Source organism: Acetomicrobium hydrogeniformans ATCC BAA-1850 (genome assembly GCF_000160455.2).
GTDB classification, from domain to species: domain Bacteria; phylum Synergistota; class Synergistia; order Synergistales; family Acetomicrobiaceae; genus Acetomicrobium; species Acetomicrobium thermoterrenum.
Map to the genome: position 1 here is coordinate 136,787 of NZ_ACJX03000001.1, position 19,331 is coordinate 156,117.

Sequence of the window (19,331 nt, forward strand, 5' to 3'; positions counted from 1 at the left end):
TATATAAATGATGTCCGTATATACGTAACATTCAAGTTAAAAAAGGGGGGTAATCGGTATGATTATGAGTTTTTTGAACAAAATCCCGGCAGGAATAATGGTCGTTCCTATGCTACTATCTGCTATTATCAATACATTCTTTCCAGAATTACTCAATATTGGATCATTTACCACGGCAATATTTACTAGTCAGGGAATAGCCGCTATCATTGGTGCACAGTTTGTATGCATGGGTGCTCAATTGCGCGTTAAAGAACTATTATCTGTGGTCAGACGTGGAGGTGTGTTATTACTTTCGAAATTTCTAATCGGAGCAGCTATTGGTATTTTTATTGGTAAATTTTTTGGAGCGGAAGGTATATTTGGTTTAACAAGTTTAGCTATCATAAGCGCTATAACTAATAGCAATGGAAGTCTTTACCTGGGCTTAATGGCCGCATATGGTGATGAAGTTGATCAAACCGCCATGAGTTTGCTAGGTATTAACGATGGACCATTTCTAACCTTAATTGCCCTTGGCGCCTCTGGTTTGGCCAATGTTCCCATAATATCATTAATAGCGGTTATCGCACCCATACTATTTGGTATGTTGATCGGAAACATTGATAGGAAAGTTGCTGAATTTCTTAAACCTGGTGTTACTTTACTTTTACCCTTTGTTGGTATTACTTTAGGTGGAGGCATTAACATAACCGCAATTATAAGCGGTGGACTATCTGGAGCTTTATTAGCATTAATGACGATTTGTATTAGTGGCCCATTTGTTGTTTGGTGTGACAAATTTTTAAACAAAAGACCTGGTTATGCAGGATGGGCCGTTTCAACCACAGCCGGGAATGCAGTTGCAGTTCCAGCTGCAGTTGCAACTGTAGACCCCTCATGGTCCTCATATGTTCCTATAGCTACAGCGCAAGTAGCAGCTTCCACTGTATTGACTGCTCTTATAATACCTTTTATTACTGCTTTTTGGGTTAAAAAATATGGTAGCCCTCAATATCCTTTATATGAGGGGCAATTTTCAGAAAAAGACATTAAATCAAGCAAAATTAGTTCAAAAGAAAAAGAGGTGATATCTGTTGACTAATGCTGTTATATTACACCCTAGAGATTCGGTCGCGATTGTTACTGATAATATTTATAAGGGTGATACAATAACATTTATTGATAATGATGGTAATATTGATACCCTACAAGCTACTACTAATGTTCCTATTTATCATAAAGTTGCCATAATATACATAAAAAAGGGAGAATACGTCTATAAATATGGGGAAATTATAGGTTATGCAACGAAGGATATCAATATGGGCGAACATGTTCATGAACATAATTTAGAAAGTGTTATTACAAGAAATCACTAGCTAGGAGGAAAAAAAAGATGCTTCATGATAACCAAATGACTTTTTTGGGATATAAACGACCAGATGGCAAAATAGGAATTAGAAATCACGTTCTCATTTTGCCAGCTAGTGTTTGTGCTTCTGACACCACTAGAATTATTGCTAGCCAAGTACAAGGATGTGTAACATTTAATAATCAAAATGGTTGTTCTCAAGTCCCTAAAGACCTCACATTAACTTTAGATTTAATGAGCGGTTTTGCAGCTAATCCTAATATTTATGGAACTATCGTCGTTGCATTGGGATGCGAGAATGCTCAAGAGAGCATTGTAGTAGCCGAGATAAAAAAACGCACTAATAAACCTCTCGAATCATTAATAATTCAAGATGAAGGTGGAACTCTTAAAGCAATTGAAAAGGCTGTGAGATGCGCAAAGATAATGGTTGAAGAAGCTAGCACATTGCAAAAAGAAGAATTCCCAATATCTAATCTAATTTTAGGCACTGAGTGTGGAGGTTCTGATACAACAAGTGGCATTGCAGCAAATCCAGTTATGGGTAGTCTTAGTGATAAATTAGTAGCATTGGGTGGTACGATAATACTGAGCGAAACCACAGAGTTAATAGGTGCAGAACATATATTAGCAAAAAGAGCAAAAGACGAAAGGATTAAAAGAAGAATATATGAAATTATACAACGTTATGAAATGAGTCTTGCTTTTGTAGGAGAAAATGTAAGAGAAGGTAACCCATCTCCAGGTAATAAGGCAGGAGGATTAACAACACTGGAGGAAAAATCGCTTGGCTGTATTCATAAAGGAGGAACATCAAGCATAAATGAGGTATACGATTATGCAAAAGATGTTGATGCAAAAGGCTTGGTAATAATGGACACACCTGGAAATGATCCCTCCTCTATTGCTGGCATGGTAGCGGGTGGTGCTCAAATAATCGTATTCTCAACAGGGCGAGGAACACCAACAGGAAATCCAATTGCACCTGTGATTAAAATAACTGGCAATAGAGAAACATATAAAAAAATGCAAGATAATATCGATTTAGACTGTTCAGGGGTCATATTTGGCACACATACTTTAAATGAACTTGGAGACACCTTATTAGATGAAGTTAAAAAGGTTGCAAGTGGTAAACTAACAAAAGCAGAACAGTTAGGATACACGGAAATTGCCATAATGAGGGCGGCAAATTATGTATAAATACTTATGTATAAATACTTGTACATATCTTATATAAATTTGAGTTTAAAGGGAGATGGTTTCAATATATGACTGCTAATGCGAAATGGTTAACACCTGTTGTAACTGCTTTTGATGAACGAGGGTATATTGATTTCGAGGTCAATGCTCGGATATATGACTATTTAATAAAAAATGGAATCGATGGCGTTGTGATTATGGGTAGTTGTGGAGAATTTTTTTATATGAATCATAAAGAAAAAAAATCTTTATTGGAATATGCAATAAAACATATTAACAAAAGAATAAAGGTTATTATTAGCTCTGGAAGCATGCTAATTGATGAACAAATCGACATAATCAATTGTGCCCATGATGCTGGTGCAGATGCAGTTATGGTAATGAGTCCGTATTATTTTAACTTACCAAAAGATAGTATTTATTCGTATTACAACACAATCGCCAAATCTACTGAAGCTAACATTTATATTTATAATTTCCCTGATCGGACTGGCTATGACGTTACTCCAGAGATTACGCTAGAGTTAGTGCGTAATAATCATAACATTGTAGGATACAAAGATAGCGTTACACAGATTGGACACACTAGAGCTATAATTAATACTGTTTGCGATGAGTACCCTGATTTTGAGGTATATTCGGGGTATGATGAATTTTTTGCTCATAATATCATGAGCGGAGGAGCAGGTGCTGTGGGTGGAATTTCAAACTTCGCCTCTGAAATATGTGTTGAATGGAGAGATGCAGTTAATAAACGTGATAGCGAAAATGTTGTTGCACTACAAAAAATTATCGATGAATTAATGTATGTTTATGATATTGAACCTTACTTTATTCCTATGATCAAGGCGGCAATGATATTAAGCGGATTACAATTAGAAGAGTATTGTAGATTTCCTTTTACACCACCATTAAAAAGGAGTCTCGATAAACTTCAAAAATTAATCCAAAAGCAAAAATTAGTATTTGCTAGTATATCCAACATCAACAACCCTACAGCATAAAAATATACTCCCTCTTGATTATGTGGCTTCAAGAGGGAGTATATTCATATTATTGTTAGCTATAAATTTAAACACAATTTCTTTATTAACTCCTCAATGATTGGGCGTTTTTCTCTTAGAGTTGTTTCTATTAATTGCAACTTCTCATTTGTTGCTCTATACAATGGGAAGCTTACGCTTATAGAAGCAACCACTTCACTCCCCCTCTTAAGTGGTGTTGCTATACAACCAATTTCGTCATTAATTTCTCCAAACTCGTGAGCCAGCTTACCTTCGCGAATTTCCTGGATTTGTTGCAACAATACATTAACATCCGTTACTGTTTTTGAAGTAAACGGTTTTAATTTATCCCCGTAATGTTCTCTAATTTCCTGATCCGAACATCCTGACAATAACGCTTTTCCTAAAGCAGTTGCATAAGCTGGGAGTCTCTTACCAACAGATGACACAAGTTTTACGGGTTGATTCGAATCAACTTTAGCTAAATATAACACATCAAAATCTACGAGTTTACCCAGCTGGCACACTTCATTACAAGCCTCGACAATGCTCTCCATTTCTTTCTCAATAATTTTTAGTCCTCTCAAGTCCAAATAATTGGAAACTCCCAATAAAAAAGTCCTGATACCTACCTTGTACCTTAATTTCTCATCAACATCTAAATAACCATTTAATAATAAAGTATGCAATATAGGTAAAATAGTACTCTTGGGCGAATTTATTCTTTCAGACAACTCTGATAATGTAAGTCCGTTGGGAGATTTGTCGATTTCTTCAAGGATGTTGATCACGCGCATAGTTGGATTATGTAGTTTTTTATCACTATCTGACATATTCATCACCTATATTTAACTCGGGTAAATTAATTATCTTTTATATCGTGTCAATAAGAATTATGACAAACATCATCACTCTGCCTAAAAAACCAATACATGCTCCCTTATCTATTAATATTAGTTAAATATCACTATAAATAATGAAACTAACGCTAATATTTCTCGTAATTTTACTTAAACCTGTAATTGCCACAAGGGGAATCGAGAACCTTTTGCAAACATTAATTTTTTTCGATTATAGTACAGTAAGCTGTTCTTGACTATCTGTTTCAAAATAATCAGATTACGTAAAGCACTTTTCAGAGATTCTCTATATGAAAAGAAGCTGTCACTGGCAATATTTTTTATAACACCCCAAAAGTAACACATCTATTATCCGGTATCCGGATGCTGGACAGGGTTAAAAAAGCCCTTGAGTCAAAGTTTAAATCAGGTGTATATACAATCAAAAGACACGAATGCCACGTCTTCCTGTAGCATGATTTGATATTAAAATACAAAAGCTAACTGAGAGCTTTTTCAGTTGCTTTTATACCTTTATTTTACTCACTAATTAACTTCCTACCCCAAAAATCATCAACGCTCCCAGAACGGCAAAGATGACGCCGACTATCTTTCCCAAGACCGCTTCATTTGTCTTGTTCGCAAAGCCTGCTGTTAACCTTCCCCCTACCACCGTCCCGATTGCGCTGGGTATGGCAATGTCCATGGGGAGATTTCCCGTGAAAGCATGGCCCAAAGCTCCAGAAGCTGCCGTAAAGGCCATGATGAGCGTTGAGGTGCCTACTCCTTCGTGAACCTTGTAGCCCATTACGAAGACCAGTATCAGTAGGATCATTACTCCTCCGCCGGCACCAAGGATTCCGCTTATGATCCCTACCAGCACGCCCAGGATCGTTCCCGACGTTTTTGGGTTATCCCTTAAGACCTTCAAAAAACCCTTAACTTCATCATTCGACGTCGTCTTGCCTTCGGGCTTTATGGCTGCTTTTTTGCTTCCCTTCCGCCAAAACATGGCAGCTGAAACCAAAAGCAGGACGCCAAAGGACCCACCCACTCCCATCTCGGGCAGATGGGGCGAAATGAAGCTTCCCAACTGTGCACCCAATATCGATCCGAGGGCTATCGGCCAACCTTGCCTCAAGTTTAGGTTGCCGTACCTGGAGTAAGTCCAGGCCACGACAAGGGAGGCCAAGGCATCGGCAAAGAGGCTGCAACCTATGGCATCGAAGGTAGAACAACCCAACATCACGAGCCCCGGAACTATTACCATTACGCCGCTAGCACCAATTAGCCCGGTGATCGAACCTGCTATAAAGCTTATGACAGTTATCAGAATATAAAACATATTACCTCACTTCTTGCTCATGTACTCCACATATGCTATACAAATATTACCACTACTTCACTTTGAGCTTTACTGCAATTTGTCACCTATAAACACGTAGTAATCGGGGATGCCGCCGAAGCACTCCCTTTTGTAGACCAAGTAAAGTTTTACCTTATGCTTTCCGGGCGTCAGGGTCTTAAAATCGTCATTCATCACGCCCGCTACGTGATAAAAGGGGCCCGACCTCGTCATGCCGGTAACGGTCAAAATCAAACCGTATTCAAGCTCGTCGGTAACGATAATTTCCCCTTCCCGCTCCTCAGGTGGCAAGGCTGGCCCGAACTTGCCGAAATCATCAAGCGGGTTTTCATCGCCCTTTTGCCCTTCAGGTGCTTCTAGAACGTAATCCTGCGGTTTCATACCCTCAAATCTGGCTAGTTCTTCTTTGAGGTAATCGATCTTTTCCTGCTTATCGCTGTGGTTTGAAGCTTCATACCTATTTATCTCAAGCCTAATGGCCCTAACGGTGGCATCGATCAAACCTTTTTTAAGCATGACATAATCGTCTGGAGCGTCCGAGGTTGCCTTTGGTTCCTCTATCTCGATCCTAATTGAAGAAATGGTGAAGTAAGGCTCATCTTTGACGATCGGAGGCACCGGGTTTGTTACGGTAACGACGTAGGGCATCTTAAATCCGAAGTCCTTTTCGAGATCGTAGTCAACCACCACTCCCTCGGGCAGAAAAGCCTTGCAAAGGTCGGGCTTTTCACGCAAAAAAGTGAGCTCGTAAACGGGGACCTGGCCGTCTATGGCATCTACCTTATTTACGACAGCCTTTATCGTATCTTTATCCGTACAGCCTCCAGAATTAACCGTGATCGACAGCTTGTGCTGCCCAACGTTTACGGCCCGAAGCAGTAAAATGCCCGTATCATCGGGGAGAAGCGAATAGGCAGGTTTCAAGCATACGTCTGCGTCCGAGTCTTCAACGATGCCACCCCACTCGACCACCGTAAATCCTACCCTCACGGTCTTCTGCGGTTTTGGCGCCTTCAGTATATCGAAATGGTCAGTAGGCTTAAAGTAAAGCATGAGCCTGATGACGGTCTGAGGCGTGGGTGAAACCTGCAGTTTCAGGTTTTCGTCTATGAAGTTTCTGTCCAAAAGCTTTATTACGTAATACTTCGCGGGCTTTAAGCTCTTGATCCAGTATTCCTTAAGGTCGCGTGCTTCCTTACCATTAAGACCTAAGGCAGGAAGGTTTTCGTCGAACCACTTGCCCAGTTCGCCGTAAGCGACAACCCATCCTTCTTCGGGAAGCTGTGGCAGGCTGTTTAACCTGGCCTCGTAAAAGAGGTAGTCGTATTTGCCGTCGATCTTTCCCTTGGGGCTAGCGGTAACTTCCCAGCCGTCACCGTATTGAGGGATGCTTTCTGTGATCTCGCCGTTGACGTCAACTTTGACCCTCACCTTGGTCTCTTTCTGTGGATACAGATAAATCGCAGGCTTTTTTACGATCGTGGGAGGTACATCTTCGTAGGAGACCAGCTCATCTTCATAAAGGGCAAAGTTTAAGACCATCCTTTCCGAGGGAGAGTATAAGGGATCGCTTTCCTTATGGGTCAACATGTCAATGACGATCTTTTTGGGCTCAAACAAGCTCGTTGACAGAGCCTCGCTATTTTCGACCACCTTGATGCTGTCGATCTTTACGCGATCTCCAAGAGAAACAGAGTTCGTCTGCAAGATGCCGTTTTGCGTTGCAAGCAAGGCGGTCAGCTCAAAAAACGTCCCGCTGCCACCGCCGTTTTGCGCTAATACCACTACTGCGTCGGGAGCACCGTCTCTGTCCACGTCATCTATGATGAAATTATCTATCCATACGTGCAGGTAGTCGGGGTGTGGCTCTTCGTATTCGCCGTCTTTTAAAGTTACGCTTCTTTCCCCAAACGCAAGATGATAGGTGAAGTTTTTGACCGTTCCTTCGGTAACGCCTGTCTTTTGGGCAGCGCAAGCGCCGCAGGCATACAGAAAAACCAGGACCAAAATGACCGAAATCAAAAGCAACGACCTTTTTCTCATGTCATTCACCCCTTAAGGCTTCAGTTTTTCTCGTAAAAATCTAACTGTTTGACCATCATTCGGGCAACCCCAAGGTAGCAGTTGTAAATCTCCCTTTTTACAGAATAAAGAATTGCAAAAATCCCTTGTCGCAGGGTATGATGTAAATGCTTTCCTTGTGGTCCGTCGTTTTCCTGTCTATCCCGACAGCAGGAGCATTGTTAAATTCAAACACACTTCTTGTGCCTGTCTTGCTTTGTTCGTCTATAAACTCGTTTACGTCCAGCCCGCTTTCTGGGCCGTAATATTTGATGGTTATCGCGGCGTCATCCGAGTCGTTTTTGCCCTCACTATATCCCTCCTTATATTAGGATATAAGGTTAACGTAACTTTATTTTACTGCTTTTATACCTAAAGCTAAATAAGCCAAGCAAAAAAAGAATTAACTCACAAATACAATGGCAAGGTTGCTTTGCGATTTAATCGCATAAATACACAATCATGTCGGGTTTGTCCGATTAAGCCGGGCCCTATTCCGTTTTTCGCGGGGTTTCTTCGGCACAATGCGGTCCCAAAATATATTGACATTTATACCCATCTATGCCATAAATGTAAGGTAAAATTCCAGATGTGAAGGTGATGAGATGAATAAAATTAAGCTAATTTACGAGGGCAAGGCAAAGAAAGTATACGAGACTGACGATCCGAGCCTTGCGATATTTGAGTACAAGGATTCCTTAACGGCCTTCAACGCGCAAAAGAAAGACACAATGCAGGGCAAAGGAAGGCTGACCAACCTCATAAGCGCCACATTTTTAAAGCTCCTTCAGGACAAAGGCATTCCCACTCACTTCGTAAAACTCCTCGACGACAACCATCAGCTCGTTAAAAGGCTCAAGATAATTCCCCTGGAAGTGGTCGTAAGAAATACAAGCACGGGCTCTTTGTGCAAGAGGCTCGGCGTAGAAGAAGGCTTAGACCTGGTGCCGCCACTTGTGGAGTTTTACCTGAAAAACGACGAGCTTGGAGATCCTTTGGTCACGGAAGACCACATCAGGGCCTTCGGCTTCGCCTCAAAGCCACATGTAGAAAAGATGAAGGAGCTGTGTCTCAAGGTAAACGAGATACTTTCCAAGTATCTCTTCGAACGTGGCATCAAATTGGTCGATTTCAAGCTTGAATTTGGCATGGACGATGAAGGAAATATTTTCGTGGCCGACGAGATCTCTCCCGATACGTGCCGTTTTTGGGATTTGACCTCAAAAGAGCGCCTTGACAAGGACAGGTTCAGAAAGGACCTGGGAAACGTCCTTGAAGCCTACGAGGAGATCTGGCGCAGGATCGCGGACTGGGATAAAAGTTGTTCCGCCGAATACCGGGCTAACATTCTCGTTTACCTCAAAGAAGGCGTACTGGACACCCAGGGGAAGGCCGTCCTTTCTTCGCTGCATTCCTTGGGTTATGATGAAGTGAAAAACGTAAGGGTTGGGAAATATATAAAAATTACCCTGACCTCTCCATCTCAAGAAGACGCAGCATCCAGGGTAAAGGAAATGTGCGAAGACCTGCTCGTGAACGACCTCATCGAGGAGTATTCCTTCGAACTGGAGGAAATATAGATGAAGGTATCAGTTGTAATTTTTCCGGGAAGCAACTGCGACAGAGATGTCAAATGGGCTTTTGAACTTTGCTGCAACGCCGATGCGGAGATGATATGGCACGCGGAAAAAAGTCTGCCTTCCGATACCGATATCGTAGTTCTCCCCGGAGGCTTTTCCTACGGCGACTATTTGAGATGCGGGGCCATGGCGGCAAAATCTCCCATAATGAAATCCGTAGCCGAATTCGCCCAAAGGGGAGGTCTGGTCATAGGCATTTGCAATGGTTTTCATATACTCACCGAGGCAAAGCTCCTGCCCGGCGCCCTTTTGCCGAACGCATCGACAAAATTCATATGCAGGTCCTGTCAAATAATAATCGAGCGAAACGACACCCCCTTCACCCAACTTTACGAAAAGAACGAAATAGTGAATTTCCCCATCGCTCATCACGACGGGCTTTTCTACCTTGACGACGACTCTTTGACGATACTTGAAGAAAGCGGCTGTGTAGTCTTTCGCTACGCAGACAACCTTAACGGCTCTCTGAACGCCATAGCGGGAATAACGAATAAAGAGGGTAACGTACTGGGGCTCATGCCCCATCCCGAAAGGGTTGTTCACCCCCTGGTGGGAGGAGAAGGAGGCGTCAGGTTCTTCAAGGGATTGAGCAAATGGGTAAAGGAGATGCGATGATGGCTAAAAATCTTTACGGTCTAAAGGAACGGGAATACCTTAAGATAAAAGAGGCGCTTGGAAGGGAACCCAACGAGACAGAGCTGTTGCTCTTTTCTGTGATGTGGTCAGAACACTGCAGTTACAAATCCTCCAGAAAGCTGCTTTCCCTGTTTCCCACGACGGGGAAATACGTTTATCGGGGGCCGGGAGAAAACGCCGGGATCGTCGATATCGGTTCGGGCTTAGGCATCGCTTTCAAAATTGAAAGCCATAATCACCCTTCAGCCGTAGAGCCCGTCCAGGGCGCGGCCACGGGAGTCGGAGGGATAATCAGGGACATACTGGCCGTAGGCGCCCGCCCCATAGCATCTATGGATTGCCTTTTCTTCGGCCCTCCCGACGACAGGAGGACAAAATTTTTGATGGAAGGCGTAATCAGGGGCGTCGGAAGCTACGGAAATGCCGTTGGCGTTCCAACCGTCGGCGGCATGACTTACTACGATCCCGCCTACAGTGGAAATCCCCTGGTAAATGCCATGTGCGCTGGCTTGGTTGAGCTTGACAAGGTAGTAAGCGCAACGGCGGCAAAGCCGGGGAACATCTTAGTTCTCGTGGGCTCAAAGACGGGACGGGACGGTATTGCAGGAGCAGCTTTCGCCTCGGCGGAGCTTGACGAATCCGTAAAGGAAAACAAGCCACAGGTCCAAATGGGAGATCCCTTTGCCGAAAAACTCCTCATAGAATGCTGTCTCGAAATTTTGGACAAAGGGCTTATAGTGAGCATGCAGGATATGGGCGCCGCAGGCATAACGTCGTCTTCCGTAGAATTGGCCGCAAAGGCAAAAGCCGGAGCTGAAATCTACCTAGATAATGTCCCCCTAAGAGAAGAGGGCATGAAACCCTTCGAGATAGCCCTTTCCGAGTCTCAGGAGAGGATGCTCCTTGCCACCGATGAAACAAATTTTGGAGAAGTCAGGGCCATAGCCGATAAATGGGGACTGGAGTGCGCCATTATAGGAAAGATCATCGACGAAGACCGATACGTATTGACACATAAAGGCGAGATCGTAGCAGACCTTTCCGCCTCCTTTCTTGCCTCGAGCCCAGAAACGGACTGGCCGGTCCATAAACCCGACGAACTTGGGGTAAGCTACCCCAAAGTTGAAGGTGCTGCGCTTGATCGAAACGACCCGTCGAAGGTCGTCGGTTTTCTGGCCTCCCTTCCTCAGTTCGAGGACAAATCATGGATTTACGAGCAATACGATCACATGGTCCAGACAAGGACCACTTTAGGTCCCGGAAATCCCGTGGCAATCCTTTATATAAAAGAGGCGGACAAACTAATAGCCCTTGCGGCGGCAAGCGACCCTTGGAGATGTGCTGTAGATCCCTTTGCGGGGGGCGCGGAAACTGTCGCGATGGCCATACGAATGCTGGCGGTAGCCGGCGCATATCCCCTCGGGATGACGGACTGTCTCAACTTCCCATCCCCGGAAGTCCCCGAAAATTTCTGGATCATATCGGAGGTCGTAAAGGGCATGGCCTTGGCGTGTAAGGAGCTCAATTGTCCCATAGTATCGGGAAACGTAAGCCTCTACAACGAATCTCACGAAGGCGCTATACTTCCCACGCCCGTCGTTTGTGCCGTCGGAGCCTTCGATGGCATGCATTTCCTCAAGGCCAAAGGGCCGGAATTATCGGACAGGTTATTTTTGGTCGGAAAAGAGGCAAGCCTGCAGGCAAGCGCCTATAGGCGCTACGTGGAAGGAAAGATCTCTGGCCCTGTATACCCCGTCAATTTCGACGATGAACGCGCTTTCATCGAAAGGGCAATAAAGACCGCCACCTTGAAGCTGGCCACCTGTGGAAGATGCGTCAGCCTGGGCGGATTGGCTTTAGCGGCAATGAAGATGGCCTCGGGGTCAAGGTTTGGTCTTGAGATCAAGGGAGGAGACGTCCGATTTTTGTTCGGCGAAGGAGGCCCCCGCGCCCTTTATTCCGTCCCTGAAGCCAATACAAGCGAGTTTTTGAAGGTATGGGACGGCTTTCCCGTAAAAGAGATCGGAAGGGCCAGGGAAGACAAAACCGTAAGGTTCGCCTGATCGGCAACGGAGGAAAATCGAAAAATGTGCGGAATCTTTGGCGTTATAGGACCAAAGGAACCTTCTATTTTAGAGGACGTGTATTTGGGGCTTTATGCCCTACAGCACAGAGGTCAGGAATCGGCAGGTGTAGCCTGGTTCGACGAAGGCGGCGCCCTGCGCCTTCAAAAGGGAATGGGCCTGGTACACGCTGCGTTAAGCCAGGAACAACTTTCCAAGGAAAGAGGAAGTTGCGCAATTGGACACGTGCGCTACTCCACCGCTGGAGAGTCGTCGATCATAAACGCCCAACCCCTTCATGCAACCTACTCCAAGGGACAGGTAGCCATAGCCCACAACGGCAATATCACTAACGCCGAAATGCTGAAGCGAGACCTGGAGTCGCGGGGTGCCATATTTCAGTCAACAACGGACACGGAGGTGATACTCCATCTAATGGCCCACGAACAGGACTTGCCTCCAATCGATGCCCTGATAAAGGCATTGAGCAAGCTTCGGGGAGCCTTCAGCATCGTCGCCCTCATAGAAGGACGACTCGTAGCCGCAAGGGACCCCTGGGGCTTCAGACCTCTCGTGATAGGAAAAAGGGACGGCATTCACTACGTGGCCTCCGAAAGCTGCGCCCTGGACATCGTCAAGGCTACTCATGTACGCGACGTCAATCCAGGAGAGATCGTAATCATCGAAAGAGGCGAAATAACGAGCCTTTCCATACCGGTTAAGCCGGCCAGGCGTTTCAGATGCTCCTTCGAATACGTCTATCTTGCCCGCCCGGACAGCGATATTGACGGCAGATCGGTTTACGACGTGAGGTTGAAGTTGGGCCAGAACCTGGCCGGGACGTGCCCCTCCCCCGACGGAGAGATGGTCCTGGGCATGCCCGACAGCGGTACCATCGGAGCTTTAGGCTACGCCGTGGCCTCAGACCTTCCCTTCGAGATGGCCATAGTAAGAAACAGATACGTGGGAAGGACCTTCATCCAGCCCACCCAACGCGTGAGGCAACTGGGCGTTCAGATCAAACTCAATCCCATCGACAAGCTCATTCGCGGCCGAAACATAGTGGTCGTGGACGATTCCATCGTCAGAGGCACCACTTCGCAGCTGGCAGTTCGCTTTCTTCGCGAAGCTGGAGCGCGTAAGATACATCTTCGCATTGCTTCTCCCCCTGTCAGGTTTCCCTGCCTTTATGGCATAGACACGCCAAGGTCGGCGGACCTGGCCGCTGCCATGATGGATACAGGGGATTTGAGGGATTTTATAGGGGCCGACACGCTCTGCTTTCTCAAAGTGGAAGATTTGATAAACTCCATCGATCTTCCCGCAACAGAACTTTGCACGGCCTGTTTCGACGGCAAGTATTTGGAGGAATAATAAAATGAAATGGACCTACGAAAAGGCGGGGGTTTCCTTAAAAGCAGCCGACGATTGGATCCGAATCGTGAAGGAGGCCGCTTCCATGGCAGAAAGCCGGGGGGTGGTCTCAGGCATAGGAGGTTTTAGCGGCCTATATGACTTGGGAGAAGGGCTTTGCCTGGCAGCATGCTGCGACGGCGTTGGCACGAAACTTGAGATAGCAAAAAGGGCAGGCCATTTCGACGGCCTAGGTCAGGACCTCGTTGCCATGAGTGTAAACGACCTGGTTACGAGCGGGGCCAGACCTCTTTTTTTTCTGGACTACCTTGCCTGTGGAAAGTTGGAGGGAAAGCGCTACTCTCCCGTGATCTACGGCATAGCCAAAGCCTGCAGGGACAGTGGTTGTGCACTCCTTGGGGGTGAGACGGCCGAGATGCCGGGCACCTATCCGCCCGATGGCTTTGATCTGGCGGGATTCGCCGTCGGAATCGTAAAAAAAGAAGAAGTCATTGCAGGAAGCGACGTCCAAGGGGGCGACCTGCTCGTAGGGCTTTCCTCAAGCGGGCTTCACAGCAACGGCTTTAGCCTGGTACGAAAGGTCCTCCTCGACGATGGATTAAAGCTGGACCTGGACAGCAAACCCTTCGGTGAGGATCTGCCGCTTTTTAAAGTTTTGCTTGAACCGACAAGGCTTTATCCCAAGATCGTGATGGAGGTCCTGTGCAGGGCAAAGGTCAAGGCCATGGCTCACATCACAGGCGGCGGCCTTAGGGACAACGTCCTTCGGGTGATCCCCGAAGGGCTGTCCATATCCATAGATTACGGCTCCTGGAAGAGGCCTAAAATTTACGATCTCATAGCCCAAGCCGGCGTCGAAGAGGGAGAGATGAGAAGAGTATTCAATCTCGGGGTAGGCTATGTCTTCATCGTAGAAAAGGGCGAGCTTCCCGCCTTAAAAGGGGCCCTTGAGGAACTTAACGAGCCTTCTTTCCTAATTGGCGAGGTGACAGGGCCGTGACGAAGATGGCCATTCTTGTATCCGGAAGGGGTACAAACATGGTCGCTTTGGCCCAGAGGTGCTTCAGCGGAGATTTAAAGGCCGACATCTCATTCGTGGCAAGCGACAAAAAGGATGCCTTAGGGATAAAAAAGGCAAGGGAAATGGGCTTTGAGACGATTATTTTGCCTTACAATGAAGGGATGGCAAGGGCCGAGGAGCATCTTAACGAAAAAATACTATCCCAATCCGTCGAATGGATCGTCCTGGCGGGCTTTATGAGGATTCTTTCTTCAGATTTCGTCGGTAAATACAGGGACAAAATCGTCAACATACACCCCTCTCTTTTGCCGGCCTTTCCCGGCACCAGTGCAATTAAGGATTCCTTTGAATACGGAGTAAAGGTGACGGGCGTCACCGTTCATCTCGTCGATGAACTGATGGATCACGGCCCCATATTAAGCCAAAGGGAGGTCCGCGTCGAAGACAGCGACACTCTCGAAAGCCTCGAGGAAAAAATCCATGAAGCAGAACACGACCTTTACTGGCGGACCTTAAAGGAGCTTTTTTCAGGACGTTATAGGAAGAAAGGGAGGCGAATGATAATTGAAGGACCATATTAAGCGCGCATTGATATCCGTGTTCGATAAAAGAGGGATAGAAAAGCTGGCAAAGAGCTTGCACGAATTGGAATACGAAATAGTTTCCTCTTCGGGAACGGCACAATACCTGAAGGGCCAGGGCATCCCCGTGAAGGAAATCGCCGATCTTTCGGGCTATCCCCATATTTTGGGCGGAAGGGTCAAGACCCTTCATCCTTCCGTATTGGGCGGCATACTGGCCCGCAGGGACTTTCAAATGGACCTGGCCGACGTAGAAAAATGGGGAATTCCCCTAATAGACATTGTGGTCTGTAATTTATATCCCTTCGAGGAAGTTGCCAAGAAAAAGGCCGGGCTGGGAGATCTGATCGAAAACATAGATATAGGCGGAGTTACCCTCATCAGGGCTGCTGCCAAAAACTACCGCTACGTGACAATCGTCACCGATCCCGACGACTACGAAGGGATAACAGAGGAACTTAAAACCTTGGGCAACGTGACAATAGAGACTCGCCAAAGGCTCGCCTTGAAGGCCTTTGCAAGAACCGCCACCTACGATTCGATCATCCATTCCGTCCTAAAAGACGCGATGGCGGAAGAGGAGGTTTTCCCCAGGGCTTTCCCAATAGCCCTGATAAAGTCAATGGATATGAAATACGGCGAAAACCCCCACCAGGCCGCTGCACTTTACGAAGACCCAATCAAGGAAACGCCCTTTAAACAGTTGGGAGGAGGCGCCCTTTCCTACAACAACATCCTCGATGCCGACGGCGCCGTAAAGGGCATAAAGCTTTTAAGCGACTCCATAGGATGCGTAATCATCAAACACACAACTCCCTGCGGGATGGCCATCGGAGAAAGTTTGATCTCTGCCTACCGAGGCGCCCTTGCCTCCGATCCCGTATCAGCTTACGGCGGCATAATAGGCTTCACCCGCGAAATGGACGAAGAGGCTGCCCTCGAGGTCGCAACGAAATTTTACGAGATAATAGTCGCCCCCTCCTTCGCCCCCAAGGCGCTAGAGGTGTTTCGACAGAAGAGGCCGAATTTGAGGTTGCTGGCCTTTGACGTGAGCAACATCGACGATTTTCGCATCGCCAAGACAGCCTTCGGTTTTTTAGCCCAGGAAGATACACTCCCACCCGAGCCCGATTTCGACGGCGGCGAATGGATAGGAGAAAGAAGATCGGACCTCAAGCTAGATGCCCTCGTGGCCTGGAAGGCGGCCGCACTTGCAAAAAGTAATGCGATAGCCCTTACAAAGGATGGCGCCACCATCGCGATCGCTTCAGGCTTTACGAGCCGCGTGGACGCCGTAAAATGGGCAATCGAACATGCAGGAGAAAAAGTACGCGGTTCCGTCATGGCCTCCGACGGATTTTTCCCCTTCTCCGACAGCGTAGAAGCGGCTGCCAAGGCCGGAATTGCCCTAATCCTTCAACCGGGAGGCTCCAAGCGCGACGAGGAAGTAAAGAAGGCCTGCATCGAACTGGGCGTTCCAATGCTTTTGACGAAGGCCAGGACCTTCCGTCATTGAAGAAAGTGAGGGTTTCGCAATGAAGGCGCTAATTTTAGGTGGCGGAGGAAGGGAACACGCCCTCCTTTACTACCTTAAAAAATCTAAGGTCATAACGGAGGCGATAGCCGCTCCCGGAAACGGGGGCATCTCGGAAATGTGCCCCCTTTTCCCGTTGAATATTCTGGACACAAAAGAGATAACGGATCTGGCAAGGAGTCAAAAGATCGACCTCGTCGTCATAGGTCCGGAAGCCCCCCTGGTAGCCGGAGCGGCCGACGCCTTAAGGCACCAAGGCATCCTGGTCTACGGCCCTGGCAAAGAAGGAGCAAGACTTGAAGGCAGCAAGGCCTTCGCCAAAAATTTCATGAAAAGGCAAAACATACCAACTGCACCTTTCGACGTGTGCAGCGACCTTGATGAGGCAAAAAAGGCGCTAGCCAAACGGACTCCTCCCTACGTGATCAAAGCCGACGGACTGGCCGCCGGCAAAGGGGCCTTCGTCGTCGGCGAGATGAAGGAGGCAGAAAAGATCGCAAGTGAGCTATTGGTCGAAAGAAGGCTTGGTGAAGCGGGCCAAACCATCGTGGTCGAAGACTTTCTAAAGGGCTACGAGCTGACGGCCATGGCGGTAACTAACGGGAAGAGCTACAGGATGCTGCCTTTAAGTCAAGACCACAAAAGAGCCTTCGACGGCGACGAGGGGCCAAACACGGGCGGCATGGGCGCCTACTCTCCTCTGCCTCAGGTAAGCAAATCACTCATAAACAGGATAGAAAGGGAGATCATAGCCCCGACAGTTGAAGGCTTGAAGGCAGAAGGCAGGGACTTCATCGGAACCATCTACGCCGGGATCATGGTACACGATGGCAATCCCTACGTGCTTGAATACAACGTCCGCTTCGGAGACCCCGAAGCGCAGGTCGTCCTCCCCATATGCGACGTCGATTGGGGCGATCTTTTCACTGCCTGCTGCAGCGGCACCCTCGGGGAGTTCGGCGAGATAAAGGCCAAGACGACAGCCGTAGGAGTTGTCATGGCCTCTGGCGGATATCCTGGCAGTTACGAAAAGGGATTCCCCATCGAGGGCCTGGAGAGGCTGAAGGATAGGGAAGACATTTTAATCTTTCATTCGGGCACAAAAAAGGCCGAGGGAAAATTTTTCACCGACGGAGGAAGGGTCCTGACCGTCGTTGGCTTGGCCGACGACCTGAGACAGGCGAGAGAAAAGGCCTACCACGCCGTATCGTCCATAACTTTCAGGGACGCCCACTACCGTAGGGACATAGCGTGGCAGGCCTTTGTTTAATATTTATTAAAGCATGAATTCCTTAAGCAAAAATAGCACTGCTAGTACGTACATCGTCTTGCTGACTTCCCTGCCGCGTCCGGCAAGGAGCTTGATCAGGGCATAGGAGATTATGCCCCAGGAGATGCCCTCCGCTATTGAGTAGGTAAAGGGCATTGCAAAGATGGTAATGCAGGCGGGAACTATCTCCGTTATGTCGTCGAAGTTCAAATTTTTAAGCGACTGCATCATGAAGACGCCGACCATGACCAATGCAGGCGCTGTCGCGACGGAAGGCACTATCTTTGCTATAGGTGATATGAAGAGGGCGCACAAAAAAAGTATTGCAACGACCAGGGCCGTAAGACCCGTGCGTCCTCCCTCCTCAACTCCTGCTGCGCTTTCCACGTAGGTCGTCGTCGTGCTCGTTCCAAGGCATGCACCCAGGGTCGTCGCCACAGCGTCGGCAAAGAGGGCACGACCGACCTTGGGAAGTTCTCCCTTTTCGTTCAGCATACCGGCCCTTGTGGAAACTCCTATGAGCGTGCCTATGGTGTCGAACATGTCGACGAAGACGAAGGTTATGATCACTGGGAACATGGCAAAGGTCAAAGCAGATTTGAGGTCCAACTTAAAAAAGACGGGAGAAAGGCTCGGCGGAGCGGAAACGATTCCCTCCGGGGGAGTCGTGATGCCAAGGGGGATGCTGACGATGGTGATCAGCAAAATACCCCAAAGCAAGGACCCTTTGACCTTATAGGCATGAAGGACTGCCATGAAAAGAAGCCCCACCATAGCGAGAATGGGGCCGGCAGACTTTACATTGCCCAGCGACACTAGCGTGGCGGGGTTATCGACAATGATGCCCGCCTGTATCAGGCCTATCAAGGCTATGAACATCCCGATGCCCGCTCCAACCGCTACCTTTAGCGTGTAGGGAACGGCATTGACAATGGCCTGCCTTACCTTACCTGCCGTCAATATTATGAATATGATTCCATCGATGAAAACGCAAGCGAGGGCGACTTCCCACCCAACCTCCATACCGAGCACTACCGAGAAGGCAAAAAAGGCGTTAAGCCCCATACCAGGCGCCAGAGCGAAGGGATAATTCGCCAAAAAGGCCATCAAAAGCGTCCCTATCGCCGAGGCCAAACAGGTGGCCGTCATGACCGCTCCGAAATCCATACCGGCCTCGCTTAAGATAGCGGGGTTCACGAAGATGATATAGGCCATGGTCATAAAAGTAGTGATGCCGGCGATTATCTCGGTGCGTATGCTGCTGCCGCTCGCAGTTACGTTGAACCGCTTGTCCAACCACTCACCCATAATACGAACACCTCCTTAATAACGACTGTCCGTAAAATTATATTGTACTTCTCTTTCGCAAAGAGAGAATTTGAGTT

16 protein-coding genes are annotated in these 19,331 nt (G+C 47.3%); 12 read left to right on the forward strand and 4 right to left on the reverse strand.

The genetic code is table 11. The annotated features are described in order from the left end of the window. Window positions 1–58 precede the first annotated feature (58 nt). The 4 genes from HMPREF1705_RS00750 (at window position 59) to HMPREF1705_RS00765 (ending at window position 3,561) form a co-directional block, all read left to right on the forward strand. Window positions 59–1,084, forward strand: coding sequence for a 2-keto-3-deoxygluconate permease (locus HMPREF1705_RS00750; protein WP_009200627.1), 1,026 nt, complete (start codon window positions 59–61; stop codon window positions 1,082–1,084). Then, window positions 1,077–1,361 carry a UxaA family hydrolase gene (locus HMPREF1705_RS00755; RefSeq protein ID WP_009200626.1) on the forward strand — a complete coding sequence of 95 codons (285 nt, stop codon included), beginning with the start codon at window positions 1,077–1,079 and terminating at the stop codon, window positions 1,359–1,361. Before HMPREF1705_RS00750 ends, HMPREF1705_RS00755 begins: the two co-directional genes overlap by 8 nt. A 17-nt stretch (window positions 1,362–1,378) precedes the next feature. Next, on the forward strand, window positions 1,379–2,557 hold the full coding sequence (locus HMPREF1705_RS00760; RefSeq protein ID WP_009200625.1) for a UxaA family hydrolase: 1,179 nt from the start codon (window positions 1,379–1,381) through the stop codon (window positions 2,555–2,557). A gap of 68 nt (window positions 2,558–2,625) precedes the next feature. Next, complete coding sequence (locus HMPREF1705_RS00765; RefSeq protein ID WP_009200624.1) at window positions 2,626–3,561, forward strand: dihydrodipicolinate synthase family protein; 936 nt, start codon at window positions 2,626–2,628, stop codon at window positions 3,559–3,561. A gap of 59 nt (window positions 3,562–3,620) precedes the next feature. Here HMPREF1705_RS00765 and HMPREF1705_RS00770 read toward each other — a convergent pair whose 3' ends face one another. The 3 genes from HMPREF1705_RS00770 to HMPREF1705_RS00780 all read right to left on the reverse strand — a co-directional run bounded on the left by HMPREF1705_RS00770 (window position 3,621) and on the right by HMPREF1705_RS00780 (window position 7,809). Then, complete coding sequence (locus HMPREF1705_RS00770) at window positions 3,621–4,394, reverse strand: IclR family transcriptional regulator (RefSeq protein ID WP_242603489.1); 774 nt, start codon at window positions 4,392–4,394, stop codon at window positions 3,621–3,623. 556 nt (window positions 4,395–4,950) lie between these two features. Next, window positions 4,951–5,745, reverse strand: coding sequence for a sulfite exporter TauE/SafE family protein (locus HMPREF1705_RS00775; protein ID WP_009200622.1), 795 nt, complete (start codon window positions 5,743–5,745; stop codon window positions 4,951–4,953). 69 nt (window positions 5,746–5,814) lie between these two features. Further along, complete coding sequence (locus HMPREF1705_RS00780) at window positions 5,815–7,809, reverse strand: hypothetical protein (protein WP_009200621.1); 1,995 nt, start codon at window positions 7,807–7,809, stop codon at window positions 5,815–5,817. Between the two features lie 623 nt (window positions 7,810–8,432). Here HMPREF1705_RS00780 and purC point away from each other — a divergent pair. The 8 genes from purC to purD are packed head-to-tail and all read left to right on the forward strand — an operon-like array spanning window position 8,433 to window position 17,946. Beyond that, window positions 8,433–9,407 (forward strand): phosphoribosylaminoimidazolesuccinocarboxamide synthase, encoded by a 975-nt coding sequence (purC, locus tag HMPREF1705_RS00790; RefSeq protein WP_009200620.1) that lies wholly within the window; start codon window positions 8,433–8,435, stop codon window positions 9,405–9,407. Beyond that, window positions 9,408–10,082 (forward strand): phosphoribosylformylglycinamidine synthase subunit PurQ, encoded by a 675-nt coding sequence (gene purQ, locus HMPREF1705_RS00795; RefSeq protein WP_009200619.1) that lies wholly within the window; start codon window positions 9,408–9,410, stop codon window positions 10,080–10,082. Next, window positions 10,082–12,166 carry a phosphoribosylformylglycinamidine synthase subunit PurL gene (gene purL, locus HMPREF1705_RS00800; RefSeq protein ID WP_040347841.1) on the forward strand — a complete coding sequence of 695 codons (2,085 nt, stop codon included), beginning with the start codon at window positions 10,082–10,084 and terminating at the stop codon, window positions 12,164–12,166. The genes purQ and purL overlap by 1 nt, the downstream gene beginning before the upstream one ends. Window positions 12,167–12,190: 24 nt before the next feature. Beyond that, complete coding sequence (gene purF / locus HMPREF1705_RS00805) at window positions 12,191–13,540, forward strand: amidophosphoribosyltransferase (RefSeq protein ID WP_009200617.1); 1,350 nt, start codon at window positions 12,191–12,193, stop codon at window positions 13,538–13,540. A gap of 4 nt (window positions 13,541–13,544) precedes the next feature. Beyond that, window positions 13,545–14,540: a phosphoribosylformylglycinamidine cyclo-ligase gene (gene purM, locus HMPREF1705_RS00810; RefSeq protein WP_009200616.1), complete on the forward strand. Its 996-nt coding sequence runs from the start codon at window positions 13,545–13,547 to the stop codon at window positions 14,538–14,540. Between the two features lie 5 nt (window positions 14,541–14,545). After that, window positions 14,546–15,142 carry a phosphoribosylglycinamide formyltransferase gene (gene purN / locus HMPREF1705_RS00815; RefSeq protein ID WP_306337665.1) on the forward strand — a complete coding sequence of 199 codons (597 nt, stop codon included), beginning with the start codon at window positions 14,546–14,548 and terminating at the stop codon, window positions 15,140–15,142. Then, on the forward strand, window positions 15,126–16,658 hold the full coding sequence (gene purH / locus HMPREF1705_RS00820; RefSeq protein ID WP_009200614.1) for a bifunctional phosphoribosylaminoimidazolecarboxamide formyltransferase/IMP cyclohydrolase: 1,533 nt from the start codon (window positions 15,126–15,128) through the stop codon (window positions 16,656–16,658). The genes purN and purH overlap by 17 nt, the downstream gene beginning before the upstream one ends. Before the next feature lie 19 nt (window positions 16,659–16,677). After that, the gene (gene purD / locus HMPREF1705_RS00825) at window positions 16,678–17,946 is read left to right on the forward strand and encodes a phosphoribosylamine--glycine ligase (RefSeq protein ID WP_009200613.1); all 1,269 of its coding nucleotides are present in this window, start codon (window positions 16,678–16,680) and stop codon (window positions 17,944–17,946) included. Window positions 17,947–17,952: 6 nt separating this feature from the next. Here the strand turns inward: purD and HMPREF1705_RS00830 are convergent, their stop codons facing one another. Next, the gene (locus HMPREF1705_RS00830; RefSeq protein ID WP_009200612.1) at window positions 17,953–19,254 is read right to left on the reverse strand and encodes an NCS2 family permease; all 1,302 of its coding nucleotides are present in this window, start codon (window positions 19,252–19,254) and stop codon (window positions 17,953–17,955) included. Window positions 19,255–19,331: the final 77 nt, after the last annotated feature.

Bases quoted from the DNA above. Each gene is read 5' to 3' on its own strand.
- HMPREF1705_RS00770 (WP_242603489.1), bottom strand. From the start codon at position 4,394: ATGTCAGATAGTGATAAAAAACTACATAATCCAACTATGCGCGTGATC.
- purQ (WP_009200619.1), top strand. From the start codon at position 9,408: ATGAAGGTATCAGTTGTAATTTTTCCGGGAAGCAACTGCGACAGAGAT.
- purL (WP_040347841.1), top strand. From the start codon at position 10,082: ATGGCTAAAAATCTTTACGGTCTAAAGGAACGGGAATACCTTAAGATA.
- purC (WP_009200620.1), top strand. From the start codon at position 8,433: ATGAATAAAATTAAGCTAATTTACGAGGGCAAGGCAAAGAAAGTATAC.
- HMPREF1705_RS00780 (WP_009200621.1), bottom strand. From the start codon at position 7,809: ATGAGAAAAAGGTCGTTGCTTTTGATTTCGGTCATTTTGGTCCTGGTT.
- HMPREF1705_RS00760 (WP_009200625.1), top strand. From the start codon at position 1,379: ATGCTTCATGATAACCAAATGACTTTTTTGGGATATAAACGACCAGAT.
- HMPREF1705_RS00750 (WP_009200627.1), top strand. From the start codon at position 59: ATGATTATGAGTTTTTTGAACAAAATCCCGGCAGGAATAATGGTCGTT.
- purN (WP_306337665.1), top strand. From the start codon at position 14,546: ATGGCCATTCTTGTATCCGGAAGGGGTACAAACATGGTCGCTTTGGCC.
- HMPREF1705_RS00765 (WP_009200624.1), top strand. From the start codon at position 2,626: ATGACTGCTAATGCGAAATGGTTAACACCTGTTGTAACTGCTTTTGAT.
- purF (WP_009200617.1), top strand. From the start codon at position 12,191: ATGTGCGGAATCTTTGGCGTTATAGGACCAAAGGAACCTTCTATTTTA.
- purD (WP_009200613.1), top strand. From the start codon at position 16,678: ATGAAGGCGCTAATTTTAGGTGGCGGAGGAAGGGAACACGCCCTCCTT.
- purM (WP_009200616.1), top strand. From the start codon at position 13,545: ATGAAATGGACCTACGAAAAGGCGGGGGTTTCCTTAAAAGCAGCCGAC.
- HMPREF1705_RS00775 (WP_009200622.1), bottom strand. From the start codon at position 5,745: ATGTTTTATATTCTGATAACTGTCATAAGCTTTATAGCAGGTTCGATC.
- HMPREF1705_RS00830 (WP_009200612.1), bottom strand. From the start codon at position 19,254: ATGGGTGAGTGGTTGGACAAGCGGTTCAACGTAACTGCGAGCGGCAGC.